27 protein-coding genes and 2 pseudogenes are annotated in these 25,253 nt (G+C 70.7%); 16 read left to right on the top strand and 13 right to left on the bottom strand.

Annotated elements, in window-relative coordinates; genetic code table 11:
* Positions 1 to 146: 146 nt before the first annotated feature.
* From minE to minC, 3 genes are read right to left on the bottom strand one after another with little or no spacing between them, the layout of a single operon-like run.
* Positions 147 to 407: a cell division topological specificity factor MinE gene (gene minE, locus GAK38_RS00610; protein WP_325340499.1), complete on the bottom strand. Its 261-nt coding sequence runs from the start codon at positions 405 to 407 to the stop codon at positions 147 to 149.
* Between the two features lie 5 nt (positions 408 to 412).
* A complete protein-coding gene (minD, locus tag GAK38_RS00605) occupies positions 413 to 1,231 on the bottom strand; it encodes a septum site-determining protein MinD (protein ID WP_325340498.1) in 819 nt (272 codons plus the stop codon).
* Positions 1,232 to 1,262: 31 nt separating this feature from the next.
* Positions 1,263 to 2,021 carry a septum site-determining protein MinC gene (minC, locus tag GAK38_RS00600; protein WP_325340497.1) on the bottom strand — a complete coding sequence of 253 codons (759 nt, stop codon included), beginning with the start codon at positions 2,019 to 2,021 and terminating at the stop codon, positions 1,263 to 1,265.
* Between minC and GAK38_RS00595 the strand changes: the two genes are divergently transcribed.
* The 4 genes from GAK38_RS00595 (at position 2,020) to GAK38_RS00580 (ending at position 6,398) form a co-directional block, all read left to right on the top strand.
* Entirely contained in the window at positions 2,020 to 2,643 is a 624-nt protein-coding gene (locus GAK38_RS00595; RefSeq protein ID WP_325340496.1) for a hypothetical protein, read from the top strand. The two genes, minC and GAK38_RS00595, sit on opposite strands and share 2 nt — an antisense overlap.
* 68 nt (positions 2,644 to 2,711) lie before the next feature.
* On the top strand, positions 2,712 to 3,911 hold the full coding sequence (locus GAK38_RS00590) for a threonine ammonia-lyase (RefSeq protein WP_325340494.1): 1,200 nt from the start codon (positions 2,712 to 2,714) through the stop codon (positions 3,909 to 3,911).
* 107 nt (positions 3,912 to 4,018) lie between these two features.
* A complete protein-coding gene (locus tag GAK38_RS00585) occupies positions 4,019 to 4,186 on the top strand; it encodes a hypothetical protein (protein WP_325340492.1) in 168 nt (55 codons plus the stop codon).
* A gap of 346 nt (positions 4,187 to 4,532) precedes the next feature.
* On the top strand, positions 4,533 to 6,398 hold the full coding sequence (locus tag GAK38_RS00580; protein ID WP_325340491.1) for a phosphoenolpyruvate carboxykinase (GTP): 1,866 nt from the start codon (positions 4,533 to 4,535) through the stop codon (positions 6,396 to 6,398).
* Between the two features lie 180 nt (positions 6,399 to 6,578).
* Here GAK38_RS00580 and GAK38_RS00575 read toward each other — a convergent pair whose 3' ends face one another.
* A complete protein-coding gene (locus GAK38_RS00575) occupies positions 6,579 to 7,007 on the bottom strand; it encodes a hypothetical protein (protein ID WP_325340489.1) in 429 nt (142 codons plus the stop codon).
* Between the two features lie 132 nt (positions 7,008 to 7,139).
* On the opposite strand from GAK38_RS00575, the gene GAK38_RS00570 reads away from it, so the two are divergent.
* Complete coding sequence (locus tag GAK38_RS00570; RefSeq protein ID WP_325340487.1) at positions 7,140 to 8,117, top strand: LysR family transcriptional regulator; 978 nt, start codon at positions 7,140 to 7,142, stop codon at positions 8,115 to 8,117.
* Here the strand turns inward: GAK38_RS00570 and GAK38_RS00565 are convergent, their stop codons facing one another.
* Positions 8,118 to 8,300, bottom strand: a complete 183-nt coding sequence (locus GAK38_RS00565) for a hypothetical protein (RefSeq protein ID WP_325340485.1) — start codon at positions 8,298 to 8,300, stop codon at positions 8,118 to 8,120.
* 269 nt (positions 8,301 to 8,569) lie between these two features.
* Here GAK38_RS00565 and GAK38_RS00560 point away from each other — a divergent pair, with 269 nt between their 5' ends.
* Together GAK38_RS00560 and GAK38_RS00555 are read left to right on the top strand one after the other, a co-directional pair.
* On the top strand, positions 8,570 to 9,481 hold the full coding sequence (locus tag GAK38_RS00560; protein WP_325340484.1) for a metallophosphoesterase: 912 nt from the start codon (positions 8,570 to 8,572) through the stop codon (positions 9,479 to 9,481).
* A 34-nt stretch (positions 9,482 to 9,515) separates the two neighbouring features.
* Positions 9,516 to 9,944, top strand: coding sequence for a universal stress protein (locus GAK38_RS00555; protein WP_325340481.1), 429 nt, complete (start codon positions 9,516 to 9,518; stop codon positions 9,942 to 9,944).
* Between the two features lie 109 nt (positions 9,945 to 10,053).
* Here GAK38_RS00555 and GAK38_RS00550 read toward each other — a convergent pair whose 3' ends face one another.
* The gene (locus GAK38_RS00550) at positions 10,054 to 10,680 is read right to left on the bottom strand and encodes a TetR/AcrR family transcriptional regulator (protein WP_325340479.1); all 627 of its coding nucleotides are present in this window, start codon (positions 10,678 to 10,680) and stop codon (positions 10,054 to 10,056) included.
* A gap of 230 nt (positions 10,681 to 10,910) precedes the next feature.
* Between GAK38_RS00550 and GAK38_RS00545 the strand changes: the two genes are divergently transcribed.
* Entirely contained in the window at positions 10,911 to 11,336 is a 426-nt protein-coding gene (locus tag GAK38_RS00545) for a GNAT family N-acetyltransferase (RefSeq protein ID WP_325340477.1), read from the top strand.
* Positions 11,337 to 11,435: 99 nt separating this feature from the next.
* Here GAK38_RS00545 and GAK38_RS00540 read toward each other — a convergent pair whose 3' ends face one another.
* Both GAK38_RS00540 and GAK38_RS00535 read right to left on the bottom strand, forming a co-directional pair.
* Positions 11,436 to 13,502, bottom strand: a complete 2,067-nt coding sequence (locus GAK38_RS00540; RefSeq protein WP_325340475.1) for an NAD(+) synthase — start codon at positions 13,500 to 13,502, stop codon at positions 11,436 to 11,438.
* 224 nt (positions 13,503 to 13,726) lie between these two features.
* Positions 13,727 to 14,659 carry a LysR family transcriptional regulator gene (locus tag GAK38_RS00535; RefSeq protein ID WP_325340474.1) on the bottom strand — a complete coding sequence of 311 codons (933 nt, stop codon included), beginning with the start codon at positions 14,657 to 14,659 and terminating at the stop codon, positions 13,727 to 13,729.
* A 110-nt stretch (positions 14,660 to 14,769) separates the two neighbouring features.
* On the opposite strand from GAK38_RS00535, the pseudogene GAK38_RS00530 reads away from it, so the two are divergent.
* Positions 14,770 to 15,532 (top strand): annotated as a pseudogene (locus tag GAK38_RS00530) (SDR family NAD(P)-dependent oxidoreductase).
* On the opposite strand, the gene GAK38_RS00525 reads toward GAK38_RS00530, so the two are convergent.
* The 3 genes from GAK38_RS00525 to GAK38_RS00515 form a co-directional block, all read right to left on the bottom strand.
* Positions 15,529 to 16,161, bottom strand: a complete 633-nt coding sequence (locus GAK38_RS00525; RefSeq protein WP_325340473.1) for a 3'-5' exonuclease — start codon at positions 16,159 to 16,161, stop codon at positions 15,529 to 15,531. The pseudogene GAK38_RS00530 and the gene GAK38_RS00525 sit on opposite strands and share 4 nt — an antisense overlap.
* Before the next feature lie 152 nt (positions 16,162 to 16,313).
* A complete protein-coding gene (locus tag GAK38_RS00520; RefSeq protein ID WP_325340472.1) occupies positions 16,314 to 16,943 on the bottom strand; it encodes a cysteine hydrolase family protein in 630 nt (209 codons plus the stop codon).
* On the bottom strand, positions 16,940 to 17,728 hold the full coding sequence (locus GAK38_RS00515; RefSeq protein ID WP_325340878.1) for an SDR family NAD(P)-dependent oxidoreductase: 789 nt from the start codon (positions 17,726 to 17,728) through the stop codon (positions 16,940 to 16,942). The genes GAK38_RS00520 and GAK38_RS00515 overlap by 4 nt, the downstream gene beginning before the upstream one ends.
* Before the next feature lie 213 nt (positions 17,729 to 17,941).
* On the opposite strand from GAK38_RS00515, the gene GAK38_RS00510 reads away from it, so the two are divergent.
* Positions 17,942 to 18,469 carry a hypothetical protein gene (locus GAK38_RS00510; protein WP_325340470.1) on the top strand — a complete coding sequence of 176 codons (528 nt, stop codon included), beginning with the start codon at positions 17,942 to 17,944 and terminating at the stop codon, positions 18,467 to 18,469.
* A 28-nt stretch (positions 18,470 to 18,497) separates the two neighbouring features.
* Complete coding sequence (locus GAK38_RS00505) at positions 18,498 to 18,809, top strand: acylphosphatase (RefSeq protein ID WP_325340468.1); 312 nt, start codon at positions 18,498 to 18,500, stop codon at positions 18,807 to 18,809.
* A 19-nt stretch (positions 18,810 to 18,828) separates the two neighbouring features.
* Here GAK38_RS00505 and GAK38_RS00500 read toward each other — a convergent pair.
* Positions 18,829 to 19,827, bottom strand: a pseudogene (locus GAK38_RS00500) (Bug family tripartite tricarboxylate transporter substrate binding protein).
* A gap of 165 nt (positions 19,828 to 19,992) precedes the next feature.
* Here GAK38_RS00500 and GAK38_RS00495 point away from each other — a divergent pair.
* Genes GAK38_RS00495 through GAK38_RS00480 form a run of 4 tightly spaced genes read left to right on the top strand, consistent with a single transcriptional unit; the run spans position 19,993 to position 23,226 of the window.
* The gene (locus GAK38_RS00495) at positions 19,993 to 20,310 is read left to right on the top strand and encodes a hypothetical protein (RefSeq protein WP_325340466.1); all 318 of its coding nucleotides are present in this window, start codon (positions 19,993 to 19,995) and stop codon (positions 20,308 to 20,310) included.
* A 22-nt stretch (positions 20,311 to 20,332) separates the two neighbouring features.
* On the top strand, positions 20,333 to 21,190 hold the full coding sequence (locus tag GAK38_RS00490; RefSeq protein ID WP_325340876.1) for an HpcH/HpaI aldolase/citrate lyase family protein: 858 nt from the start codon (positions 20,333 to 20,335) through the stop codon (positions 21,188 to 21,190).
* Between the two features lie 12 nt (positions 21,191 to 21,202).
* The gene (locus GAK38_RS00485) at positions 21,203 to 22,369 is read left to right on the top strand and encodes a CaiB/BaiF CoA transferase family protein (RefSeq protein WP_325340464.1); all 1,167 of its coding nucleotides are present in this window, start codon (positions 21,203 to 21,205) and stop codon (positions 22,367 to 22,369) included.
* Positions 22,366 to 23,226, top strand: coding sequence for an amidohydrolase family protein (locus GAK38_RS00480; protein WP_325340462.1), 861 nt, complete (start codon positions 22,366 to 22,368; stop codon positions 23,224 to 23,226). The genes GAK38_RS00485 and GAK38_RS00480 overlap by 4 nt, the downstream gene beginning before the upstream one ends.
* Here GAK38_RS00480 and GAK38_RS00475 read toward each other — a convergent pair.
* Positions 23,214 to 24,152 (bottom strand): LysR family transcriptional regulator, encoded by a 939-nt coding sequence (locus tag GAK38_RS00475; protein WP_325340460.1) that lies wholly within the window; start codon positions 24,150 to 24,152, stop codon positions 23,214 to 23,216. The two genes, GAK38_RS00480 and GAK38_RS00475, sit on opposite strands and share 13 nt — an antisense overlap.
* Before the next feature lie 107 nt (positions 24,153 to 24,259).
* Between GAK38_RS00475 and GAK38_RS00470 the strand changes: the two genes are divergently transcribed.
* Entirely contained in the window at positions 24,260 to 25,252 is a 993-nt protein-coding gene (locus GAK38_RS00470; protein WP_325340459.1) for a Bug family tripartite tricarboxylate transporter substrate binding protein, read from the top strand.
* The last annotated feature ends 1 nt before the right edge of the window (position 25,253 follow it).

The following is a 25,253-nucleotide window of genomic DNA, read 5'->3' as shown; positions in this document are numbered from 1 at the left end:
AAGTATCGAGGGAGGACCGCCGCAGATCGAATGAAATATCCCGCACGGGGTATTCCAAAAAAATGCAATACCCCCTGGGCGTATTGGCCCGCAACCTGCGAATGATGCGCGCTGTGGACCTATAGACAGGGGGGTATATGAGGCGTCTACTTGACCACGTCCGGCAGCTCGATCTTCACTTCGAGCACCTCGAGGTCGTCCTGGCGCTCCAGGTTGACCTTGATGTCGTCGGCGCTGATGGCCACGTACTTCGAGATCACCGCGACCAGCTCGCGCTGCAGCTCCGGCAGGTAGTCCGGCCGGCTTCCGCCGCGCCCGCTGCGCTCGTGGGCCAGGATGATCTGCAGCCGCTCCTTGGCGACGCTGGCGGTCTTCTTCTCCCCGAGCAGGAACGACAGCAGCGACATGGCGCTCACCTCCCGCCGCCGAAGATGCGCTTGAAGAAGCCGGGCTTGGCCGCCTCGACGAAGCGCAGCGGCCGGTCTTCGCCGAGGAATCGGGCGATCACGTCCTTGTAGGCTTCCGACACGTCGGAGCCGGTGGAGTGGATCGCCGGCACGCCCTGGTTCGACGCCTGCAGCACCGCCTCCGACTCGGGGACCACGCCGATCAGCGGAATGCGCAGGATGTCCTGGATGTCCTCCAGCGACAGCATCTGGCCGTCCTCCACGCGGTGCGGGTTGTAGCGCGTGATGAGCAGGTGCTCCTTGATCGGCTCCTTGCCCTCGATCGCGCGCTTGGTCCTGCTGCTGAGCATGCCGAGGATGCGGTCCGAGTCACGCACCGACGACACCTCGGGGTTGGTCACCACGAGCGCCTCGTCGGCGAAGTGCATGGCCAGCAGCGCGCCGGTCTCGATGCCCGCGGGGGAGTCGCAGACGATGTAGTCGAAGCCCTGCGCGTCCAGGTCCTTGAGCACCTTCTCGACGCCTTCCTTGGTCAGCGCGTCCTTGTCGCGCGTCTGCGAGGCCGCGAGCACGAACAGGTTGTCGACCTGCTTGTCCTTGATCAGCGCCTGGCCGAGGTTGGCCTCGCCCTGGATCACGTTGATCAGGTCGTAGACCACGCGGCGCTCGCAGCCCATGATCAGGTCGAGGTTGCGCAGGCCGACGTCGAAGTCGATCACCGCCGTCTTGTGCCCGCGCAGGGCGAGGCCGGAGGCAAAGCTGGCGCTGGTCGTGGTCTTGCCCACGCCGCCCTTGCCGGAAGTCACCACGACGATCTTGACCATGTTGTTGCGAGTCCTTCGTGTGTGTGTTGCTCTACAGGGTTTCGAAGAGGATCTTCTCGCCGTCCAGTCGGATCTGGGCGGGCTTGCCGGCCACCTCGGGCGGCAGCGGCGTCTCGCTGGTGCGGTAGATGCCGGCGATGGAGACGAGCTGCGGCTCCAGGCAGGTGGTGAAGATGCGCGCTGCGGTGTTGCCGCGCGCGCCGGCCAGGGCGCGGCCGCGCAGCGGCGCATACACGTGGATGTGGCCGTCGGCGATCACCTCGGCGCCGAAGTTCACCGCCGCCAGCACCACCAGGTCGGCGCCGCGCGCATAGACCTGCTGGCCCGAGCGCAGCGGCTTGTCGACCACGACCGTGCCCGGGCCGGCCACGGGCACCTCGACTTCGATTTCACGCACCACTTCGCGCACGACCTCCACCTCGCGCACCACCTCGGCCGGGCGCGGGGCGGTTTCGGCCGCCTCGCTGCCATCGGCGAGGCCGGCGGCGCGGGCGGCCGCGCGCTGGGCCTCGGTCGCGCCGCGCACGGCCACCGGCAGCGTGCCGTGGCTGCGCAGCAGCGCGGCGAGCGCGACGAAGTCGACCGCATGGGCCTCCTCGGGCGGGAGCTGGGAGAGGTCGACCACGACCGGATCGAAGTCGAAGAAGTCGGGCGTCTCGCCCAGGCGCCGCTCCAGCGACGCGGCGATGTCCGAGAGGTCGGCGGTCCGCAGCACCACCGCGATCAGCGGCAGCGTGGCGCTCTTGAGATCGAAGCTGGCGCGGGACTGCCCGGTGGTTGCAACGGCCATGAAGGATGTGCGGCAGGTCTGCAGCGAACGAAAAATCCGCGAAGTGTACCGTGCATGCCCGCAGCTGCAGACGGGCGGCGTGTTACGAAATCCGGCCGCCGCCGGGCAGCGCCGCCCGGGCATGGCCGCAGAGAGTCCGATGAATTCTCATTTGCTCGGTCCGTCCGCCTTGCCCGAGCCCGTGGCGCCGCCGCCCGATGACTGTCATTCCGACCCTGCCGCGCGCAGCTACGCCACCCCCGCCGGCCCGCTCGGCGCGGCGCTCAACCGGCTGGGACAGGAATCGGATACGCTGATCACCTTCGTCCCCGAACTCGTTGCGGGCGTGCAGACATCTGGCGCGCGCGGCAGCCTGACCGCGGCACAGGCACTGGCCGCGCTGCTGGCAGGCACCCACCTCGAAGCGGTGCACGACGCCAGCGGCACCTATGTCAACGAAGCCTTCGCCTCCATCGACCACGCCCTGGCCAACGGCTGGAAGGCGCGGCCAGCGCGAGGCAGGATACCGGCGCTTGCCCTAGCCGTGGCGCGGCCCGTGCCAGGGACGCCTCGCCCGGCAGGACGGCGGTCAGGGCCGACGTATCGACGGCACGATCACGAGAGCAGGCCGCCATCGCCCTAGAGGAAATCCTGGCTGCGCTGCGCCGCCGGACCGGACCAGGGGCGGTGTCGTCGATCCACAATGGGACCATGCTCGCCCTCCCTGACATCGAAGCCGCCGCCGTCCGCCTGCGCGGCCAGGTGCTCGACACGCCCTGCGTCGAGTCGCGCACGCTGTCGCAGGTGACCGGCGCGCAGGTCTTCCTCAAGTTCGAAAACCTCCAGTTCACTGCCTCGTTCAAGGAGCGCGGGGCCTGCAACAAGCTCGTGCAGCTTTCGCCGGCCGAACGCGCGCGCGGCGTGGTTGCGATGAGCGCGGGCAACCATGCGCAGGGCGTGGCCTACCACGCGCAGCGCCTGGGCATCCGTGCGGTAATCGTCATGCCGCGCTTCACGCCCGGCGTGAAGGTGGAGCGCACGCGTGGCTTCGGCGCCGAGGTGGTGCTGCACGGCGACACGCTCGACGCGGCGCGGACCCATGCCTACGAACTGGCGGCGCAGCAGGACCTCGTCTTCGTCCATCCCTATGACGACGAGGCCATCGCGGCCGGCCAGGGCACGGTCGCGCTGGAAATGCTCTCGGCCGTCCCGGGTCTGGACGCCCTGCTCGTGCCGGTCGGCGGCGGCGGTCTGATCGCGGGCATCGCCACGGCGGCCAAGGCGTTGCGGCCCGGCGTCGAGGTCATCGGCGTGCAGACCGTGCGCTTCGCCGCGATGGTCGATGCAGTGCGCGGCACGGCGCATCCGTTGGGCGCCAGCACGATCGCCGAAGGCATCGCCGTGGGCTCGCCCGGCGCGATCGCGCAGGAGGTCGCCACGCGCCTGGTGGACGACTGGCTGCTGGTGGACGAGGGCGACATCGAGCAGGCGGTGCTGATGCTGCTGGAGATCGAGAAGACGCTGGCCGAAGGCGCCGGTGCGGTCGGCCTGGCCGCGCTGCTGCGCCACCCGGAGCGCCTGCGCGGCAAGCGCGTGGGCGTGGTGCTGTCGGGCGGCAACATCGATCCGCTGCTGCTGGCGGCGCTGATCGAGCGCGGCATGGCGCGCTCGGGCCGGCTGGCGCGCATCCGCGTAGGCGCGCGCGACGTGCCGGGCGTGCTGGCGCGCATCACGGCCACGGTAGCCGACGCGGGCGCCAACATCGAGGAGGTGCACCACCAGCGCGCCTTCACCGCGCTGGCCGCGCAGAGCGTGGAAATCGAGCTGGTGCTCCAGGCCCGCGACCATGCCCATGTGGCCGAGGTGCTGGCGCGCCTGCGCGCCGCCGGGCTGGAGGCGGCTTTGCTGTGAGGGCCCCGCACCTTGTATGGCAAGTGGGCATTGCCCCATGCGCGGCGCCGCCCCGGCTGCACCTAGAATCCGTGCATTCCCGGCCGCGCTGGCCTCATGAGGAACCCATGGTCCATCCCGTCCCCCCGAGCAACGACGAAGTCCGCGCCCAGATCGCGCAGGAACAGGCGGCCGACACCGTCGAGTCGGTCGTGCCGCTGATGCCTATCGTGCTGCCGCTCGCCGGCGGCGTGCTGATGTTCCTGCTCGCCTTCATCGCGATTTACATGGCCTGAGCCCGTCGTCGGGCTCCCCGGCAGACCGAGCCAGCCGGCGCCCCCGCGGCGCGGGCTGGCTTTTTCGTTGGCGCCTGCTGCACCCAGTTGCCGAGGACGCATAACCCCATGCTTTTTTTGCATGAAATAGGGGTGTAACGGAGAGACATCGGAAAGCCCCCTTCATAAAATTGTCATCTTGGCCTGATCGTCCGCCGCCTTGCGCCCGCGGACGGCCGTTCCGAGACGGCAGGAAGCGGCGTGGCGCATGCGCCACGCTTCCGCAGGCCCCCCGGTCAGTGCCCGGCGCCCCTTCAGGAAGGAGGCGACGGGGCGACGATTCAGCAACTTGATGGAGCCTCGACCGATGAACGCCCCCACCCTCCAGGGTCTCAACCTGAAGACCCCCTCGTACGTCAAGAATCCCAGGCTCATCGCCTGGGTCGCCGACATCGTCGCGCTGACGCAGCCGGACGACATTCACTGGTGCGACGGCAGCGACGAGGAATACGACCGCCTCTGCGAGGAACTGGTCGTCGCCGGCACCTTCCAGCGCCTGAACCCTGCCAAGCGCGCCAACAGCTTCCTCGCCCGCACCGACCCGAGCGACGTCGCCCGCGTGGAAGACCGCACCTTCATCTGCTCCGAGCGCCAGGAAGACGCCGGCCCGACCAACAATTGGAAGGCCCCGGCCGAAATGCGCGAGACGCTGCAGCCGCTGTTCGCCGGCAGCATGCGCGGCCGCACGCTCTACGTCGTGCCGTTCTCGATGGGCCCGCTGGGCTCGCCCATCGCCCACATCGGCATCGAGCTGTCCGACAGCCCCTACGTGGTCGTCAACATGAAGCTCATGACCCGCATGGGCAAGGCGGTCTACGACGTGCTCGGCGTCGACGGCGAATTCGTGCCCTGCGTGCACACCGTGGGCGCGCCGCTCGAACCGGGCCAGAAGGACGTGGCCTGGCCCTGCAGCAAGACCAAGTACATCGTCCACTACCCTGAGACGCGCGAGATCTGGAGCTACGGCTCGGGCTACGGCGGCAACGCGCTGCTGGGCAAGAAGTGCTTCGCGCTGCGCATCGCCTCGACCATGGGCCGCGCCGAAGGCTGGCTGGCCGAGCACATGCTCATCCTCGGCGTGACCAACCCCGAAGGCAGGAAGTACCATGTGGCCGCCGCCTTCCCGAGCGCCTGCGGCAAGACCAACTTCTCGATGCTGGTGCCGCCCGCCGGCTTCGACGGCTGGAAGGTCACCACCATCGGTGACGACATCGCCTGGATCAAGCCCCAGGCCGACGGCTCGCTGCGTGCGATCAACCCCGAGGCCGGCTACTTCGGCGTGGCCCCCGGCACGAACTACCACACCAACCCGAACTGCATGGCCAGCCTCGACCGCGACGTGATCTTCACGAACGTCGCGCTGACCGACGACGGCGACGTCTGGTGGGAAGGCATCGAGAAGGACACCGGCGCGCTGCCGGACCACCTGATCGACTGGCGGGGCTTGGACTGGACGCCCCAGATCGCCAAGGAAACCGGCGCCAAGGCCGCCCACCCGAACGCCCGCTTCACCGTGGCCGCCACCAACAACCCGGCCCTCGACGACGCCTGGGACGACCCGAAGGGCGTGAAGATCGACGCCTTCATCTTCGGCGGCCGCCGCTCCACCACCGTGCCGCTCGTGACCGAGGCCCGCACCTGGACCGAAGGCGTCTACATGGCCGCCACCATGGGCTCGGAAACCACCGCTGCCGCCTTCGGCCAGCAGGGCGTGGTGCGCCGGGATCCGTTCGCCATGCTGCCCTTTGCCGGCTACAACATGGCCGAGTACTTCCAGCACTGGCTGGACCTGGGCAAGAAGCTCTCGGCCGCCGGCGACGCCGCGCTGCCGAAGATCTACACGACCAACTGGTTCCGCAAGGACGAGGCCGGCAGGTTCGTCTGGCCGGGCTACGGCGAGAACATGCGCGTGCTCAAGTGGATCATCGACCGCATCGAGGGCGATGCGAAGGGCAGCGAGAACCTGTTCGGCGTGACCCCGGCCTACCAGGAAATCAACTGGACCGGCCTGGACTTCAGCGCCGCCCAGTTCGACACCGTGACCAGCATCGACCGCGCCGCCTGGCAGGCCGAGCTCAAGCTGCACACCGAGCTGTTCGAGCAGCTCAGGCACGGCCTGCCGGCCGAGCTGGAAGCCACGCGCGCCAACCTGGAGCAGCGCCTGGCCGCCTGATCGGGCAGCGCCGAAGGCAACGAAGCCACCGCGCCGCAAGGCCGGTGGCTTTTTGCATGGCGAGCATGGAATGCGGGGCGGGCCGGCGACAAAAAAGCCGCGGCATCGGCCACGGCTTCGAAGCGTGTGTTCCTCCGTGGGTTGCGCGGCCAGCGGGGCTGCTGCTGCGCAACCGACCGATCAGTACATGCGGCCCAGGTCGCGGGCGGCGGCGCTCATCGCGCGGCTGATGTCGGCCATCACGCGGGCGTCGGTCTGGGCCAGCGCCCAGATCTGGCGGTCGGCTTCGGCCTGGCGGCGGGCTTCCTTCCAGGCGGCGACGCGGCTGCGCACGCCGGCGGCCGCGCGGCGGGTCGGTGCGGCCAGCAGGGCCAGGCCGGCGAATGCCACGGCCCACAGGGCGATCCAGGCGGCCAGCAGGTGGCCGTCAGTCCAGGACTGCACCACTTGCGTGGCGACGACCAGCAGCGCCGCGACGACGGCAGCCAGCAGCAGGGCGGCGGAACCACGCCCACCGCGCAGGCCGGCACGCAGCGTGGCGCCCGCCTGTTCGAAGCGGACGACGCCGGGATGTTGCAGGGGATAGGAGGTATGGACGAAGCTGGACATGGCGGTGACTCCTTGCGATACCGGGGCGATCTGCGCCGGGGATGGTGGAATATTAGGGTTTACCCCAGGTTTCCTCTACTTTATCTTTTGGATGGTGTGCATTCACCAGCCGAATGAATTACCGTCGAGCCCATGGTCGCGCCGCTCAACTTCCGCACCCTGGACCTGAACTTGCTGCGCGTGTTCGACGAGGTCATGGCCGAGCGCAGCCTGACCCGCGCGGCACGCAACCTGTCGCTGACGCAGCCGGCAGCGAGCAACGCGCTGCGCCGCCTGCGCGAGTCCCTGGGCGACGAACTGGTGCGCCGCAGCGGCCGGGGGCTGGAGCCCACGCCACGGGCGCTGGCCCTGTGGCCGGTGGTGCGGCACGCCTTGCAGGATTTGCAGGAGTCGCTGGCACCCGGCGAATTCGTCCCGGCCGAGGCCGAGACCAGCTTCGTGCTGGCCATGGCCGACGCCACCGCCTCCTCGCTGATCCCCGGGCTCGTGCGCATCATCGAGACCGAGGCGCCGGGCGTGACCATCCGCACCCTGCCGCTCGGCACGCGCGACCCGCGCAGTCTGCTCGACGGCGAGGCGGCCGACATGGCCATCGGCTACTTCCCGGCCGTGGTGTCGGACCTCACGGCCCACAGCCAAGCCGGCGAGGCGGTGGCCTTTGCCCACCAGCGGCTCTACAGCGGGCACTACGTGTGCGTGATGCGGCGCGGCCACCCTTGCGCCAGCGAGCCGCTGACCGTGGACCGCTTCTGCGCGGCGCGCCACTTGCTGGTGAGCTATTCAGGCCGGCCCTACGGCTTCATCGACGAGGCGCTGACGTCCATCGGCCGGGAGCGTCACATCGTGCTGACGGTCAACCAGTTCTTCACCGCCGGGCGGGTGGTGTCCAGCTCCGACTTGCTGACCGTGCTGCCGCGGCACTTCTTCGACGTGATCGGGCTGGGCCAGCAGCTCGTCTGGCGCGAACTGCCGCTGGACCTGCCGGCGGTCCATGTGGATGCGATCTGGCATCGCCGCTCCCACCACAACCGCGCCCACCAGTGGCTGCGGCAGGCGATCGCGCGGTCCGCCGGGCCGGAAATCGCCCGGGCGGAATCCGCCGATTCCTAGTTAACGGACCACGCGCAGGTAGGCTTGCGCGGCTTCGCGCAGCTCGCGCGCGGCGTAGATGTCGTGGCCGGCCCGCGCCTCGGCGCGCTCGAACAGACCGTTGGGAATGCCTCCGGCGTTCGCCGCGGTGCCTGAGCGGACGGCCTGGAACTGCTGGAAGAGACGGGCAAAAAGGGCAGACATACGATCGCGCCGGACAGGCGCCTCCCGGTCATGACGATGGATCGAAGTTTAGGGTTTTCCCTAATCCATGCAAGGGGGATGACATGCCGCTTGTGCATGGGCGCTGCGGGCCCGGGGTATGGAGCGCGCCGCAATCCAGCGCGGCCTTCCCTCATACTCCTGGGGATAAGTTTCCAATATAAGCCTATTATCGGTGCACAAGGCTTATACCCCTCCATCTAACAAATGCTGACGCCCGTCGCGGCGCATTGCGTTTGCGTGGCCGATCCATGCGCCTGCAACTCCTGTCCGACCTCCATCTCGAAACCCAGCCCGACTTCACTGCCGAGCCGGCCGCTGGCGCCGACCTGCTGGTGCTGGCCGGCGACATCGGCTCCTACCAGTCGGGTTCGCTGCTGACGGACGGGGATTTCGGGCTGGCGCGCTTCTCGCCGCTGCCGCAGTACGCCGGCTGGCCGGTGCCGGTGCTCTACCTGCCGGGCAACCACGAATACGACGGCCAGGATTTCGACGAAGCCGCCGCCCGCCTGCGCCGCACCTGCGACCGGCTCGGCATGGTCTGGCTGGACCGTGCATCCCTGGAGACCGATGGCGTGCGCTTCATCGGCACCACGCTTTGGAGCGACTTCGACGCCCTGGCCGTGCGCGAGCCGCCCGCGCGCCAGTTGCGCGCCCGTGGCAAGGCCTTCCGCGCGGCCGACTACTACCTGGAGAAGACGGGCACCACGCGCGGCGGCGCGCCGATGCTGTCCGAAGCGGTGCGCGCCGAGTCGCTGGCCTGCCAGGCTTGGCTGCGCGACGCCCTGGCGCGGCCCTTCGGCGGCCCGACGGTGGCCGTCACCCACTTCGCGCCCAGCCTGCGCAGCGCCGATCCGCGCTACGGCCTGGTGCCAGGCACGGCTGGCTTCTGCAATGCGCTCGACGGGCTGCTGCCTTTGGCCGACCTCTGGCTGCACGGCCACCTGCACTGCCACATCGACTACACGGTCGACACCGTAGGCGGCCGGTCCTGCCGGGTGGTCGCCAACCCGCTGGGCTATGCCGCCAAGGGCGAGCGGTCCGGCTTCGACATGCATCGCCTGGTCGAGGTGCCGCGCAGCCCCACACCGCCGGCCGGCGCACCCCGCGGCACCGGTCTTGACCTGCATCAAGCCGCCGCCCGGCCTTCGGCCTTACGCTGAAGGCGTTCCCCCGAAAACCCAGGAGCATCCTTCCATGAGCAACATCCTCCTCGCCATCGACGGCAGCGCATACACCAAGAAGATGCTGGCGTACCTGGCAGCCCACGACGCCCTGCTCGCAGCCGACAACAACACCTATACCGTGCTGAACGTGCAGTCCGCGCTGCCCAACCGCGCCCGCGGCGCCCTCGGCAAGGAGGTGGTCGAGAGCTACTATGCCGACGAGGCCGCCAAAGTGGTCAACCCGGTGGTGAAGTTCCTGGCCCGCCACGGCATCGAGGCCAAGGTCATCACCAAGGTCGGCAACGCCGGCGAGACGATCGCCAAGACGGCCGACGGCTGCAGGTACGACCTGCTGGTCATGGGCTCGCACGGCCACGGCGCGCTCGGCACGCTGGTGCTGGGCTCGGTGACCAACCAGGTGCTTGCGCGCAGCAAGGTGCCGGTGCTGCTGGTGAGGTAAGAGACAAACCTCCCGAGCGGCTTCTCCGCTCCCCCTCTCTTGCGCTGCGCTGCGTGCCCTCGCGGCACGCAGGCGGCGCCCTGGGCGGGCCGGGCATGCGGCGCCGAGGTCACCGCGCCTTCAGGCCGTCGAAGCAGGTGACCAGCACGCGCTCGACGATCTCTTCGCGCGCGTAGCGGCCGGTGGACTGCAGCAGCTCCAGCATCGGGTCGGCCGAGCGCGCATGGATGGCGCAAAGCACCACCTCGGCCGGCCAGCCGGCGGCGAGGTGACCGCTGGCCTGGGCCTCGGCGATCCAGCCGAGCACGCGCTGGTTCACCGCGGCCAGGGCGCTCTGGTAGTCCTCGCAGGCCGCGAGCGGCTCGCGCAGGCTGGAGTTGCGGCTGGGCAGCAGCGGCATCGCGTCGTCGAGCTGCAGTTCCAGCGAACGGCGCACCAGCGCCCACAGCCGCTCGATGGCCGGGCGGCCGTCGTCGAGGCTGCGCACAAAGGCGTCCATGCGCCGCGCGATGTGGGCCATGGCCGCGGCGCACAGCTCGTCCTTGCCGGGAAAGTGCTTGTACAGGCTGGCCTTGGCGATGCCGACGGCATAGGCCACGTCGTCCACGGTCATAGCGTCGAAGCCCTTCTCGCCGAGCAGGCGGCTGGCGGCATGGACCAGCGCCTCCTCGCGCTGCTGGTGCATGCGGGCCTTGAAGCTGCCTTCGCGGGCCGGCGGTGGGGTCGTGGCGATCATTGTTGGAATGGTTATGGGACTGGACCGACTTTTTTATAACCGAACGGTCATTCTTTCAATCGGGAAGTCACCGCACGGGGCAGCAGCCGTTCCGCCGCGTGGCAGGAGAAACCCCAGCCGGTTTCTGAGAGTAGCCGAATGTCACCGAGGGGCCTGTGCCTATATTCATGGAATATCGTGTTCCCGGCGATCATTGCCAGGCTCCGCCTCTTGTTGCCATCACTATGACTATGACGATCAAGGACGTCTCCAACCGATTGCATGAACAAGCCATGCAGGAAATACTTTCCCGCGCCGTCGGCTATCCGACGACCGAAAAGCTCGGGAGTATCGCGAGCAGGTATTCGTCGGATCCTGCATACCGCGCCTTTGCGATCTTCGACGCGGAACTGCCGGTCGGCGTCATCGGTATCGAATTTCGATCCCCGGCACGCTGCCGGATCCTGCACATCGCGGTTTCGCCATCGTTGGAGCGAGCCGGCATCGGGCGGCGCCTGATCGAGCGGGTCCGCGATATCAAGGGGCTCGAGGAGTTGGATGCGCAAACGCATTCGGGCGCCGTGCCGTTCTACCGGAGTTGCGGTTTTGCGGTCACTTCGCGGGGAGAGCTGTACCCTGGCGTCGAACGATTTTCCTGTTTCTGGCGTTCGACCTGATCGGCGGTTGCGGTACATGTCGCAGGAGGCTCTCGCAACACATGAAGTGTCGCGAAACCACGAATTGCGACAGAACGCGCGGCATTCGATCCGCCGACTTCAGTCCGGCACCTGTCCCAGCTCCGCGATCCACACCGCCGCCTCCGAATCGCTCGGCGCCCGCCAGTCGCCGCGCGGCGAGAGCGATCCGCCCGAGCCGACCTTGGGCGCGTTGGGCACGCAGCTGCGCTTGAACTGGCTGGTCTTGAAGAAGCGCCAGAGGAAGGTGCCCAGGTGTTTCTTAATCTGGCCCAGCGTGTATTCGTTGTGCGCCGGCAGGTCGCCGGGCCACACGCCGCTGCCGCGGTCGCCCCAGGCCGCGAGCGCCAAGTAGGCCACCTTGCTGGGCCGGAAGCCGTAGCGCAGGATGTAGTAGAGGTGGAAGTCCTGCAGCTCGTAGGGGCCGATCGCGTCTTCCGTCTTCTGCGCCGGCTCGGCGCCCTGCACCTTGGCATCCTGCGGCACCAGCTCGGGGCTCACCTCGGTGGCGACGATGTCGCGCAGCACGGCGCTGCCGGCCGCGCCCAGGATGTCCTGCTGCGCCACCCAGCCGACCAGGTGCTTGATGAGCGTCTTGGGCACGCTGGCATTGACGTTGTAGTGCGACATGTGGTCGCCCACACCGTAGGTGCACCAGCCGAGCGCGAGTTCGCTCAGGTCGCCGGTGCCGGCGACTATTCCCGAGTGGAAGTTGGCCAGCCGGAACAGGTGGCTGGTGCGCTCGCCGGCCTGCACGTTCTCGAAGGTGATGTCGTAGACCGGCTTGCCGTCGTGGAACGGGTGGCCGATGTCCTGCAGCATCTGCAGGCAGCTCGGGCGGATGTCGATCTCGCGCGCGGTGCAGCCGATGGCCTCCATCAGCCGGTGCGCTTGCTGCAAGGTGCGCCCGCTGGTTGCGAAGCCCGGCATGGTGAAGCCGAGGATGTGGCTGCGCGGCTTGCCGAGCCGGTCCATCGCCTGGGCCAGCACCAGCAGCGCGTGGGTGGAGTCAAGCCCGCCCGAGACGCCGATCACCACCTTGTCGATGCCGGTCGATTCCAGCCGCTGCACCAGCGACTGCACCTGGATGTTAAACACCTCGCGGCAGCGCTCGTCGCGCGTGGCCGCGTCGGCCGGCACATACGGAAAGCGCTCGACCCGGCGCTGCAGGCCACCCGGCACGCGCTGCGGCACGGCCAGGTCGAACGGCACCGTGCGCCAGCCCGAGAGCGCGGCCTTGTGCTTCTCGACCGAGACGCCGTAGGAGTTCTGCCGCATGCGCTCGCGCGAGAGGCGCTCCAGGTCGGCATCGGCGATGGCGACGTGCGACACGTTGGAGAAGCGCGCCGTCTCGGCCAGCAGCTCGCCGGATTCGTAGATCAGCGCCTGGCCGTCCCAGGCCAGGTCGGTCGTCGATTCGCCGATGCCGGCGGAGGTGTAGAGATAGGCCGCCAGGCAGCGCGCCGACTGCAGCGCCACGAGCTGGTGGCGGTAGGCCGACTTGCCCACGGTGATGTTGGAGGCCGACAGGTTGACCAGCACCGTCGCGCCCGCGAGCGCCGCGTAGCTGCTCGGCGGGATCGGCACCCAGACGTCCTCGCAGATCTCGGCATGGATCGTCAGCAGCGGCAGGTCGCGCGCCTGGAACAGCAGGTCGGTGCCGAAGGGCACGGACGCGCCGCCGATCGCGACCTCGGTCGCCAATGCGCTCCCCGCGCCGTTGAACTGCCGGCCTTCGTAGAACTCGCCGTAATTCGGCAGGTAGGTCTTGGGCTGCACGCCGAGCACCCTGCCGCCGGCCACGACGGCCGCGCAGTTGAACAGGCGGTGGTCCACCCGCAGCGGCAGGCCGACGATGGCGGCCGCCGGCACGCCGCGCGTGGCCTCGGCCACCTGGAGCAGCGCGGCCTCGCTCGCGTCGAGCAGCGCGGCCTGGTGGAACAGGTCCTCGCAGCTGTAGGCCGACAGGCCCAGCTCGGGGAACGCGACCACGACCGCGCCCTGCCCCGCCGCCTCGTGGTAGAGGCGGATCGTCTCGGCCGCGTTGAACGCCGGGTCGGCCACGCGGTTGCGCGGCACGGCTACGGCCAGGCGCGCGAAGCCGTGGCGGTAGGGGTTGGAGAACGGGAGGGCGGTCAGGTCGGTCACGGCGGGGCATCCTGTGGCGGGTTGCGTCGATTATCGGCAGCGCCTGGCGGGCCCGCCGTCTGCGGGTGTTTCAAAGGCCAAAGGCGGGCTGGGGGCGCGGCACGCCATGCCACGACGGCCGAAGCGCGCGGACGCCGCGCAAGGGCCGCCCCGCCGCGCTGGCGTTGCCCCCCTTCCCGCGCAGCGAGAGAAGGGGGGAGCCGCGAAGCGGCTTGGGGGGGAAGTCATCGAAAGATTTCGGCGATCCAGTCGATGAAGACGCGCACCCGCCGCGGCAGGTGGCGGTGGTGCGGGTACAGCACGGTCACCGGCATCGGCGCCGGCCGCAGCGCGTCGAGCAGCGCGACCAGTTCGCCGGACGCCAGCGCCGCGCGCGCGGGGGCGGACAGCGGCACCTGCACGATGCCGAGCCCGGCATGGCAGGCGGCCATGTAGGCGTCGCTGTTGTTGACGGTGACGCTGCCGGCCATCTCGGCGAAGCGCGTCTCGCCGGTCGCCGGGTCGCGGTACTCGACGCCGACGGCGCGCTCGCCGAGGTTGGGCTGGTAGTGCACCAGCCGGTGGCCGGCCAGGTCGTCCAGCGTCCGCGGCATGCCATGGCGCCGCACGTAGCCGGCGCTGACCAGATTGACCATCTCGTAGCGCGCGATGCGCCGGGCCACCAGGTGCTCGGTGGCCAGCGGGCCCACGCGCACGACGGCGTCGTAGCCCTCGCGCACCGGGTCCACGCGGCGGTCGGTGCTGCCGAGCTCGACCGTCAGGCCCGGATAGCGGTCGAGGAAGGCCGGCAGCCGGGGCAGCACCAGCTCGCGCGCCGTGGCCAGCGGCATGTCCACCCGCAGCCGGCCGGCGATCTGCGCCGGCTGGGCCTGGAACAGTGCGCCCAGTTCGTCCAGGTCGGCCAGCACTTCGCGGCTGCGCTGGGCGAAGGCCTCGCCGTCCGGCGTCAGCACCACGCGCCGCGTGGTGCGCTGCAGAAGGCGCGCCCCGACGCGGTTCTCCAGCCGCTGCACGGCGGTCGAGACGGTCGCGCGCGGCAGGCCCAGCTGCTGGGCCGCCGCGGTGAAGCTGGCCAGGTCGGCCACGCGCAGAAAGATGCGCAGGTCTTGCGGCGCCGGCGTGGCGGTGGCGGGCGGCTCGGCCGGTGGGAACAGCATATTGGTCGGGATGGTTGAACAGTTATTCCGATTGTGGGTGGTTTATGCACATGGCGCCACGCAATACAGTCGCCCTTGTTGTCCCCAAAGTTGTCCACAAGGAGTTCACCATGACTGCCAGCACCGTTTCCTCCCCCTGCATCGCCCTCGTCACCGGCGGCAGCCGCGGCCTCGGCCGCCATGCCGCGCTGCACCTGGCCCGCGTCGGCTGGGACGTGGTCGTGACCTTCCGCAGCCGTGCCGGCGAAGCCGGCGCCGTGGTCGACGAGATCACCCGGCTCGGCCGCCAGGGCCACGCGCTGCGGCTCGACGCCGGCCAGACCTCCACGTTCCCGGCCTTCGCGGCCGAACTGCGCCGGCTGCGGGGGCCGGCCGCTGGACGCGCTGCTCAACAACGGCGGCTTCGGCCTGACGGCGCCGTTCGCCGAAACCACCGAGCAGGACTTCGATGCCCTGGTCGCCGTGCACCTCAAGGGCCCGTTCTTTTTGACGCAGGCGCTGCTGCCGCTGCTGGCCGACGGCGCGCGCATCCTCAACGTGTCGAGCGGGCTCACCCGCTTCGCGCTGCCGGGCTACGCGGCCTATGCGGCGGTCAAGGGCGCAGTCGAGGTGCTGAGCCGCTACCAGGCCAGGGAGCTGGGCGCGCGCGGCATCCGCGTCAACACGCTGGCGCCCGGCGCCATCGAGACCGATTTCCGCGGCGGCGAGGTGCGCGACAACCCGGCCGTCAACCGGGCCATCGCGGCCCAGACGGCGCTGGGCCGCGTCGGCTTGCCCGACGACATCGGCGGCGCGGTGGTCGCGCTGCTGTCGGGCGATGCCGGCTGGATCAACGGCCAGCGCGTCGAGGCCTCCGGCGGAATGTTCCTCTAGGCGGCAGCCCGCGCACGGGCCTGCAGGTGCCGGTGCAGCGCCGTCTCCAGCCCGCGCCTCTGGGCCTCCTGCAGGCTGACCAGCAGGTCGTGGCAGGGCGGCTCGATGCCGTAGCGCGACTGCAGGTCGCGCCGGATGCGCACCAGCAGCGCGGCGGCCATCTCGGCATCGGCCAGCGCCCGGTGGGCCCGGCCGGTGGCCGGCAGCCGATGGTAGTCGGCCAGCGCGCCGAGCTTGTGGCTCGGCGCCTGCGGGTAGATGCGGCGCGACAGCAGCAGCGTGCAGGCGAACGGTACCGGCGTGGCGCGCTGCCCGCCCAGCGCCAGCTCGGCATTCCAAAAGCGGCGGTCGAACGCGGCGTTGTGGGCCACCAGCGGCACCGTGCCGACGAAGCGCGCGGCCTCGGCCATCACTTCGGCCGCCGGCGGCGCGGCGGCCACCATCGCGTTGCTGATGCCGGTCAGCGATTCGATGAACGGCGGGATGGCCACGCCGGCATTCATCAGGCTCTGGAAGCGGCCGACCACCGCGTCCTCGTCGACGATGACGATCGCCACCTCGGTGGCGCGGTCGCCGTTCAGGGGGGACAGTCCGGTGGTCTCGAAGTCGATGACGGCCCAGCGCGTCATGCGCTGGCCTCCAAACTGATGAAATACTGGGGAGTGTAGAGGCTGAACGCGGGCGATCCGCGGGCGCTGTACCGACCATCCTGCCAGGGGTATGCTTTTCTCTCGTTGCGCGGCATACGCGATGCTACCGCCGGACGCGCCAGGGCCTTGTTTCAGTCGCCCGGCATCCCAACGGTGCTCGCGGCCGCGCGCCGCCGTCGGGAAGGCGCGGCGAGCACGATGCGGCTGCCCGGCGTGGTCTTGAGCTTGTGCGTTTCCTCGACCTGCATGAGCACCGCGTCGTTGCGCCGCGCGGTCTGCGACGCCACGCAGTCGCGCGGCACCACGCAGTCGAAATCGCGCATGCGCGCATCGGCCACGGTATGCAGCACACACTGGTCGCTGGCCACGCCGGTCACGATCAGGCGGTGCACGCCGAGGTGCGCCAGCAGCAGCTCCAGCGGCGTGCCGAAGAAGGCCGAGAGCTGCGGCTTGAGCACGAAGTAGTCGTCCTCCTGCGGCATCAGCGCCTGGGTGATGCGCGCGGCCGGAGTGCTGGCGGCGATCGATTCTTCCACCAGCGCGGTGAAGTGCGAGCGCCAGCGGCCGCGGTTGTCGTTGGCATAGACCACCGGCACGCCGGCGCGGCGGCAGCGGGCCTTGAGCGCGGCGATGTGCGGCGTCACCCGCAGCGCGCCGGGCAGGAGCCGGTCGGCATCCTCGAAGTCCCAGCAGCTGATCATGTCGATGATCAGCAGGGCCGTGCGGGCCTGCGCTGCGCTGCTGCGCTGCTGCGGGCTCACGTCTTCGCGGTCCCCGGTTCGGCCATGCGGCGGTGCTGCTCGGCCACGACCTGCGACGGCAGCACCTTGCTCATCGCCACCATCGCCTTGTTCTTCAGGCCGGCCACCACGTCGGCCTCGCCATCCTGCATGGCCTGGAAACCGATGCGCGCGACCTCGGCCGGGTCCATCTGCTTGTCGGTCGTGCCGATCTTGGTGTCGAGCATGCCGGCGCGCGCGAAGAATGCGGTGTCGGTCACGCCGGGCATCAGGCAGGTGATGGTGAAGCCGGCGTCCTTGTTCTCGTTGCGGATCGCGGCCACGAACGAATCGATGAATGCCTTGGTGCCGTTGTAGACCGCCTGGAAGCTGCCGGGCTGGAAGCCCGCGATCGAGCCGGTGACGAGGATGCGCCCGCTGCGCCGCGCGCGCATCTGCAGTCCCACCTTCTGGACCAAGTAGACGGTGCCGGTGATGTTGGTGTTGATCACGTGCAGCACCTCCTCGAAGTCCTGGTCGAGGAAGGCGTGGCCCAGGCCGTGGCCGGCGTTGGCCAGCAGCGCATCGACCGGGCGGCCGTCGAGCGCTTCCAGCAGCCGGTCCACACCGCCGGGGCTGGCCAGGTCGGTCTGCACCGCCTCCACCTGCGCGCCGCGGGCCGAGAGCTCGGCCGTGGTGTCGAAAAGCGGGGTGTCGGCCGCGACCACCAGGTCGTAGCCGTGGTCGGCGGCCAGCAGGGCCAGCTCGCGGCCGATGCCGGAGGAGGCTCCGGTCACGACCGCGAGCGGACGCCGTGTCACGGCCAGGCCGGCGGGCTCGGAAGGAGAAAAGGCAGGAGGGGCTGCGGGCGAAACCATGGTATCGACTCCGTGGAATTGAGGTGTTGGGCTGCGGCCATCCCAACGCCGCCGCAAGGCCCCCGGTGCCGGCCAACGCAGGGGCCGCCTGTCAGCGCAGGCCGACGCAGTCGGCGCAGATGCCATGCGCCTGTCACCTTCGCAGGGTCCAATCGGGCGGCCATGCGTCTGCTCCGCACCGACAAAGCCACGCTCGAGATCCGCTCCAACGTCCGCACGCTGACGCTGGCGGAGCGCAGCGTGCTGTTCCTGGCCGACGGCAGCCGCACGGCCGACGACATCGCGGCCGCCTGGAGCAAGGGCGACTGTGCCGCCATGCTGGCCAGTCTGGTCGAGCGCGGCTATCTTCAAGCCGAGCCTCAGGCCATGCCCGCCGCGTCGCCGCCCCCGCCCCCGCCGGCGATCCCCGTGGCGACCGCCGCCGATGCCTTCGGCGGCAGGCGCTCGCTGGCTGCGGCGCGCATGTTCCTGTTCGACCTCTGCGAGCGCTTCTTCGCCCGGCGCGACCCGGCCCTGGCCGCGGCACTGCGCGACCGCCTGCGCAATGCACGCGACCGGGCCGAGATGCTGCGTGTGGCCGACGAGCTGCTGCAGCGCATCGAGGAGGCGGCCGACAGCGACCGTGCGCAATCGGTGCGCGTGCGCCTCGACGCATTGCTGCCGCGCGAGGAAGCCACTGCCCTGCCCTGAAAAGGCCGGCCGGCTTACAGTGGCGGCCATGGCCTCAGCCGCTGATATCGACGACGACCGCATCTGCCGCCAGCTGCGCATCCACGGCCGGGTGCAGGGCGTCTGCTACCGCGCCTCGGCCGTTCGGCAGGCCCGCGCCCTCGGCCTGCATGGCTGGGTGCGCAACCGCGCCGACGGCAGCGTCGAGGCCGTGGCTGCCGGTCCGCGAGCGAGGGTGGAGCAGCTGATCGCCTGGGCCCGGCGCGGGCCGCCGCAGGCCCGGGTGGATCGGGTCGAAGTCGCGGACGCCGCCGAGCCGGTGCCGCCGTTCGGCGGCTTCGAGCAGCGGGCGACGGAATAGCCGCCGCACCACGGCCGAATCACTCCGGCTGAATACCCGACTTCTTCGCCACCGCCTTCCAACGCCCGATCTCGTCGGCGATGTAGCGCGAGAACTCGGCCGGCTTCAGCGTCGCGGGCTCGGCGCCTTCGCGCAGGAAGAAGCCGCGCATCTCCTCGGACTGCAGCTGGCGCGCGATCTCGGCGTTGAGGCGATCCACCACCGGCTGCGGCGTGTTGGCCGGCGCGAGCACGCCCCACCACAGGTCCACGGCGCTGCCCTTGTAGCCCGACTCCTCCAGCGACGGCAGGTCGGGCGCGACCGGCGAGCGCTTTCCGGTCGTCACCGCCAGCGCGTGCACGCGGCCGGCGCGCACCTGCGACAGGATCGACGGCGCACTCGCCACCAGCACCTGGATCTGCCCGCCGAGCAGGTCGCTGGTGGCCGGGCCCATGCCCTTGTAGGGCACGTGCAGCAGCTTCAGGTCGGCCGCGTCGGCGAACAGTTCGGTCGCGAAGTGGTTGATGCTGCCGGCACCCGAGGTGCCGTAGCCGATGCGGCCGGGCTGGGCCTTGGCTGCGGCGACGAGGTCCTACACGGTCTTGTACGGCGTGTCCTTGTTCACCGTGACCAGCAGCGGCCCGCGCGCGAGCAGGGCCACGGGCTTGAAGTCCTTGAGCGCGTCGTAGGGCAGGTTGGTGCGGATGGCCGCGCCCGTGGTGAAGGTGGACGACACGACGGCCAGCGTGTAGCCGTCGGCTGCGACGCGCGCCACGGCCGCGTTGGCCGTCACGCCGCCGCCCGAGGGCTTGTTGTCCACCACGAAGGGCTGGCCTAGTGCATCCTGCAGACGCCTGCCGATGGCGCGCGCGAACACGTCGTTGGAGCCGCCGGGCGCGCTGCCGACGACGAGCGTCACGGCGCGCGAGGGGTAGGCCGCGGGCTGCTGGGCCACGGCGGTGCAGACCGTCAGGGCCAGGCTGGCGGCGGCCAGCGCGATGCGGCCGGCCGCGCGGGGCCGCAAGGAAAGCTTGTGCATAGATAGGTTGTCTCCGTGGCTGTCGCTGGCGATCCTATGCAGACGAGCGCGTGGCTTCGACGATGTTTCGTCGATCGAGCCCCAAGCTTTTCTTGGCAATCGCCCGGCGGCCGGCCGCCACAATGGCAGCGAACGCATCGCGCCTTGCCGAGGAGACAGCCAGCCATGCCCGCCCCATCGATCCGCGACGCCCGCGGCGTCTACCCGGTCGCTCCCACGCCGTTCCTCGACGACGGCCGCATCGACAACCTGGTGCGGCTGGCACAGGCGGCACAGTGCAGGAAGGCCCGCGACCTCTTCGACGCACACCTGCCGCTGCTGCGCTACGGGCAGCAGCCGGGCGTGCGCCTGCGCAAGTACGTGCTGATGCGCCGCGGCCTGCCGGGCTCGGCCGCGCCAGTCCCGCCGGCCCGGGCCGAAACCGGGCACCGGCGCGCACGCCCGGCGCGGCACGACGGCCGTGCCCGTGCCGTGCCGCTGTGAGGAGGGGCTGCCGATGATCGCCATGCGCAGCAAGCTCTTTGTGCCCGGCTCGCGGCCGGAGCTGTTCCCCAAGGCCCTGGCCGGCGAGGCCGATGCGCTGTCGTTCGACCTGGAGGATTCCGTCGTCGCGGACCGCAAGGCCGAGGCGCGCGCCGTGCTGGGCGGCTGGCTGGAGCGCACCGGTGCGTCGGCCAGGACCATCGTGGTGCGCGTCAATCCGCTCGATGGTCCCCACTTCGCGGCCGACATCGACGCCGTGGTGCGCCCGGGCCTCACGCTGCTGAACCTGCCCAAGCCCGAGACGCCGGCGGATGTCGTTGCCGCGGCCGAGGCGTTGGAAGCGGCCGAGCGCCGCCACGGCGTCGCACAGCCCGTGGGCCTGCTGCTCAACATCGAGACGCCGCGCGCCCTGCGCGAGGCCGCCGCGCTGGCCGCGGCGCATCCGCGCGTTGCCGGCTTGCAGGTCGGCCTGGGCGACCTGTTCGAGCCCTTCGGCATCCGCCGGCGCGACGCGGCCAACGTGCACCGCGTGCTGTTCGCCGTGCGCATGGCCGCGGCCGAGGCCGGCGTGTTCGCCTGCGACGGCGCGTTCGCCGACATCCGCGATGCCGACGGCTGCCGCGCCGAGGCCGCGATGGCGCGCGACCTGGGCTTCATCGGCAAAAGCTGCATCCACCCGAGCCAGGTCGCGCTGGCCAATGCGGTGTTCCGCCCGACCGACGAGGAGGTCGCGCACGCCCTGCGCGTCGTGGCCTCGGTCGAGGAAGCGGCGCAGGACGGCCGCGGTGCCTGGACGGTCGACGGCCGCATGGTCGATGCGCCCTTCCTGCTGCGCGCCCGCGCCATCGTTGCCGCAGCCCAGCGCCTGGGTCTTGTCTGACTCCGTTTTCCTATGACCACGACCCCTTCCTCTTCCGCTGCCGGCCCGCTGGCCGGCGTGCGCGTGCTCGATCTGAGCGCCTACATCGCCGGCCCCTACGGCTGCGCGCTGCTGGCCGACCAAGGCGCCGAGGTGCTCAAGATCGAGCCGCCCGCCGGCGACAACCTGCGCAGGTACCCGTCCACGCTGGCCGAGGAAAGCCGCGCCTTCCTGGGCGTCAACCGCAGCAAGCGCGGCGCCGTGCTGGACTTGAAGCAGCCCGAAGACCTGGCCGTGCTGCACCGCCTGGTGCAGCAGTCCGACGTGCTGGTCCACAACTTCCGCCCCGGCGTGCCGGAGCGCCTGGGCATCGGCTACGAAGCGCTCGCGGCCATCAATCCGCGGCTCGTCTACTGCGCGGTGACCGGTTATGGCGACAAAGGGCCGCTGCGCCAGCGTGCCGGCTACGACCAGGTGCTGCAGACGATGACCGGCATGTGCGCCATGCAGGCGCCGGCGGGCGCGGCGCCGCAGATCCTCTACGGCTCGGTGGTGGACTACTACGCCGCCTCGCTGATCGCTGCTGCCGTGTCCTCGGCGCTCTACGAGCGCGAGAAGAGCGGCGCGGGCCAGCAAGTCGGCGTGTCGCTGCTGCGCTCGGCGCTGGCGATGCAATCGGCGCGGCTGGTCTGGGCCGACAGCGAGCGGCGCGAGGTGGGGCGCGACATGCGTTCGGGCGGCATCACCGGCATCCACCCGACGCGCGCGGGCTGGATCTACATCTCGGCCAACACCCCGCACTTCTGGCAGGCGCTGTGCGAGAAGACCGGGCTCGCCGAGCTGCTCGACGGCGACCGCTACGACACGGTGCGCAAGCGCGCCCGGCACCATGCCGAGATCGTGCCGCGGCTGCATGCGGCACTGGCCGCGCGCAGCGCGCTGGAGTGGGAGGACATCTGCGGCGACGAGGTGCCCTGCGCCGCCGCCCGCACGGTGGAGGACATGTTCGACTGTCCGCAGGTGCAGGCCGAGGACATGGTGGCCCGCTTCGACCACCCCGTGGCTGGCAGCTACCGCGGCTTCTCGCGCGCCATGACCTTCGGCCGCACGCCGGGGCCGCAGCCCTTCGCCGCGCCGGCGCTGGGCCAGCACGATGCGGAGGTCCGCGCGCTGGCCGATGCGCAGCGGGAGGCTGCATGACCTTCACCGTGCCCCACAGCGCAGGCAGCGCCGCACCGCAGTGCGCGGTGCCGCCGCTGGCCTGCGACGCGCACATCCATATCTACGACCGGCGCTTCGCCAGCATCGGCGACCCGGCCCGTGTGCTCGACGACGCGACGGCCGGCGATTACCGGCTGCTGCAGGCCCGGCTTGGCACGCAGCGCGCCGTGGTCGTCACGCCCACGGTCTACGGCACCGACAACACGGTCACGCTCGACGCCATCGTCCGGCTGGGCCGCGAGCGCACGCGCGGTGTGGCGGTGCTGCACCCGGACGTGGACGAGGCGACGCTGCGCCGCCTCGACGACGGCGGCGTGCGCGGCATCCGCTTCACGCTGTTCGATCCGGCCAGCGCGGTCACGCGCTTCGGCATGGTCGAGCCGCTGGCCGCGCGCATCGCGCCGCTGGGCTGGCATGTGCAGCTGCACTGGCGCGGCGACCAGATCGTCGAGCATGCCGCGCTGCTGCGCCGCCTGCCGTGCCCGATGGTGTTCGACCACCTGGCGCGGCTGCCGCATCCACAAGGCCCGGATCACCCTGCTTTCGGCATCGTGGCCGAGCTGCTGGCCGAAGGCCGCGCCTGGATCAAGATGTCCGGCGCCTACCTCGACCCGGCCCCGGCCGGCGAGCCCGACAGCCGGGCGGCCGTGGCCGCGGCCTGGCTGCGCGAGGCGCCCGACCGCCTGGTCTGGGGCAGCGACTGGCCGCATCCCACCGAGCGCGGCCGCGTGCCCGACGACGCGGCGCTGCTCGACCGCTGGGCCGCCCGGGTGCCGCACGCCGAGGTGCGCCGCCGCATCCTGGTGGACAACCCGGCGCGGCTCTACGGGTTCTGACGCTGCCGGACGCGATGGCGGGGGTCTGCCGCTGCGACCGCATCTGCGCCGAAGCGGCGGTGCGCGGCTGCGCGGAACGCTTCGACCACGGCGCGCATCAGCCGGCCGTCGGCGTCGGCGTGCCGGCAGACCAGCGCCAGATGGCGTATCGGCGCGCCCTTGCCCAGCGGCACCTGCAGCACCGGATAGGCCTGGAGCAGCTCCTGCCGCAGCGCCGGCACGACCGAGACGCCGAGCCCGGCCGACACCATCGCGGCGATGGATTCGCTGCCCGGCAGGTCGAAGGCGCAGCGCATCCGCGGGGCGATGCGGTGCACGTACTGCGCGGCGATGCGCCCGCCGGTCGTCTCCAGATCCATGCGGATCCAGTCGTAGCGGCGCAGCATCTCCACCGGCGGCGCAGGCCGCGCGTCGGGCGGTGCGATCAGCACCATGGTCTCGCGCGCCAGCGGCGTCCAGGCCAGCCGGCGCGAGCCACCGGACTGCGGCCGCACCAGCACGGCCGCGTCGATGCGGCCGGCCTTGACCTCGTCGAGCAGCGCGGACGACGTGCCACGCGAGATGGCGAACTGCAAAGCAGGCCCCTGCTCGCGCAAAACCTGCAGGGCCGCCGGCAGCAGCGTGACCTGGGCCGACTCCACCGTCCCCAGCCGCAGCCGGCCGGTGAGCGCCGGGCCGTCGCGGCGGCTGCGCAGCGCTTCGAGCGCATCGACCGCCTGGGCCAGCGTGCCGGCGATCTCGTGCGCGAACGGCGTGGGCCGCACCTGGCGGGCCGAGCGGTCGAACAGCGGCTGGCCGAAGAAATCTTCGAGCTGCCGCATCTGCAGACCGACGGCGCTGGCCGTGAGGTTCACGTCCTTGGCGGCGGCGGCGAACGATCCGTGCTGCAGCACGGCCGCCAGGGTTTGCAGGAACTGAAGCTTCATGCGGCATCCATGGCGGCCGGGCGGCGGCCACCCATCCAGAGATGAGCCGGCATTGTCCGGCAGGCGCCGGGCGCATCATTGCATCCACCCACGAGAAGGAGACAACCATGCACAGCCAACCATCCCATCCCTCCCGCCGGCAGCTGGTCGCGGCCGGCATGGCCACGGCCGCCGCGGCCACCCTGCCGGGCCTGGCGCGCGCGCAGGTCTTTCCCGCGCGGCCGGTCCGCGTGATCGTGCCCTATGCGGCCGGCGGCGGCGCCGACGCCAACGCCCGGCTGCTGGCGCCGGCCATGTCCGCCGCGCTGGGCCAGCCGGTCGTCATCGAGAACAAGCCGGGCGCCAGCGGCGTGCTGGCCGCGCAGGCCGTGCTGGCGGCGCCGGCCGATGGCTACACGCTGCTGTTCGACACCTTTCCGTACGCCGTCAACGCCGTGCTGCGCAAGCTGCCGTTCGATCCGGTCAAGGACCTGGTACCGGTCTCGCAGGCGATCAACATGCCCAACATCCTGGTCGTGCCGGCGCAGGCGCCGTACACCACACTGCAAGGGTTGCTGGACTATGCGCGCGCCCATCCGGGCAAGCTCAACTACGCCTCCTACGGCGCGGGCGGCGCGGCCCACCTCGCCGCCGAGCTGCTGCGCCGCGAGGCCGGCATCGACTGGGTGCACGTGCCCTACAAGGGCGGCGCGCCAGCCATCACCGACCTGCTCGCGGGCCAGGTGTCGGCCTATTTCGCCAATCCGGTCTCGGGCCTGGGCTATGTGCAGGCCGGCCGCCTACGGGCGCTGGCCACCACCGGTTCGCAGCGCATGGCCGCGCTGCCCGACGTGCCGACGGTAAAGGAGTCCGGCTTCAAGGACTTCGAGGTCATCGAGTGGAACGGCTTCTTCGTGCCGCGCGGCACGCCGCAGGCCGCCGTGGACAGGCTCTCGGCCGCCGTGCGCGACGCGACCAGGAACGCCGACGTGCGCAAGCGCCTCGCCGGCCTTGGCATCGAGCCGGTGGGCAACACGCCGCGCGAGTTCCGGGACTTCCTGGCCGGGCAGATCGACCGCTGGGGCGCGCTCGTCAAGGCCAACCACATCACCGTGGAATGAT

Source organism: Xylophilus sp., from assembly GCA_009914555.1.
GTDB lineage: Bacteria > Pseudomonadota > Gammaproteobacteria > Burkholderiales > Burkholderiaceae_C > WNDY01.
Note: the sequence above shows the minus strand (reverse complement) of the source record. Positions and strands in the feature narration are given on the sequence as shown.

Coding starts and splice junctions, on each gene's coding strand:
- minE (WP_325340499.1), bottom strand. CDS start 407: ATGTCGCTGCTGTCGTTCCTGCTCGGGGAGAAGAAGACCGCCAGCGTC.
- minD (WP_325340498.1), bottom strand. CDS start 1,231: ATGGTCAAGATCGTCGTGGTGACTTCCGGCAAGGGCGGCGTGGGCAAG.
- GAK38_RS00595 (WP_325340496.1), top strand. CDS start 2,020: ATGAAGGATGTGCGGCAGGTCTGCAGCGAACGAAAAATCCGCGAAGTG.
- minC (WP_325340497.1), bottom strand. CDS start 2,021: ATGGCCGTTGCAACCACCGGGCAGTCCCGCGCCAGCTTCGATCTCAAG.
- GAK38_RS00590 (WP_325340494.1), top strand. CDS start 2,712: ATGCTCGCCCTCCCTGACATCGAAGCCGCCGCCGTCCGCCTGCGCGGC.
- GAK38_RS00585 (WP_325340492.1), top strand. CDS start 4,019: ATGGTCCATCCCGTCCCCCCGAGCAACGACGAAGTCCGCGCCCAGATC.
- GAK38_RS00580 (WP_325340491.1), top strand. CDS start 4,533: ATGAACGCCCCCACCCTCCAGGGTCTCAACCTGAAGACCCCCTCGTAC.
- GAK38_RS00575 (WP_325340489.1), bottom strand. CDS start 7,007: ATGTCCAGCTTCGTCCATACCTCCTATCCCCTGCAACATCCCGGCGTC.
- GAK38_RS00570 (WP_325340487.1), top strand. CDS start 7,140: ATGGTCGCGCCGCTCAACTTCCGCACCCTGGACCTGAACTTGCTGCGC.
- GAK38_RS00565 (WP_325340485.1), bottom strand. CDS start 8,300: ATGTCTGCCCTTTTTGCCCGTCTCTTCCAGCAGTTCCAGGCCGTCCGC.
- GAK38_RS00560 (WP_325340484.1), top strand. CDS start 8,570: ATGCGCCTGCAACTCCTGTCCGACCTCCATCTCGAAACCCAGCCCGAC.
- GAK38_RS00555 (WP_325340481.1), top strand. CDS start 9,516: ATGAGCAACATCCTCCTCGCCATCGACGGCAGCGCATACACCAAGAAG.
- GAK38_RS00550 (WP_325340479.1), bottom strand. CDS start 10,680: ATGATCGCCACGACCCCACCGCCGGCCCGCGAAGGCAGCTTCAAGGCC.
- GAK38_RS00545 (WP_325340477.1), top strand. CDS start 10,911: ATGACGATCAAGGACGTCTCCAACCGATTGCATGAACAAGCCATGCAG.
- GAK38_RS00535 (WP_325340474.1), bottom strand. CDS start 14,659: ATGCTGTTCCCACCGGCCGAGCCGCCCGCCACCGCCACGCCGGCGCCG.
- GAK38_RS00525 (WP_325340473.1), bottom strand. CDS start 16,161: ATGACGCGCTGGGCCGTCATCGACTTCGAGACCACCGGACTGTCCCCC.
- GAK38_RS00510 (WP_325340470.1), top strand. CDS start 17,942: ATGCGTCTGCTCCGCACCGACAAAGCCACGCTCGAGATCCGCTCCAAC.
- GAK38_RS00505 (WP_325340468.1), top strand. CDS start 18,498: ATGGCCTCAGCCGCTGATATCGACGACGACCGCATCTGCCGCCAGCTG.
- GAK38_RS00495 (WP_325340466.1), top strand. CDS start 19,993: ATGCCCGCCCCATCGATCCGCGACGCCCGCGGCGTCTACCCGGTCGCT.
- GAK38_RS00490 (WP_325340876.1), top strand. CDS start 20,333: ATGCGCAGCAAGCTCTTTGTGCCCGGCTCGCGGCCGGAGCTGTTCCCC.
- GAK38_RS00485 (WP_325340464.1), top strand. CDS start 21,203: ATGACCACGACCCCTTCCTCTTCCGCTGCCGGCCCGCTGGCCGGCGTG.
- GAK38_RS00480 (WP_325340462.1), top strand. CDS start 22,366: ATGACCTTCACCGTGCCCCACAGCGCAGGCAGCGCCGCACCGCAGTGC.
- GAK38_RS00475 (WP_325340460.1), bottom strand. CDS start 24,152: ATGAAGCTTCAGTTCCTGCAAACCCTGGCGGCCGTGCTGCAGCACGGA.
- GAK38_RS00470 (WP_325340459.1), top strand. CDS start 24,260: ATGCACAGCCAACCATCCCATCCCTCCCGCCGGCAGCTGGTCGCGGCC.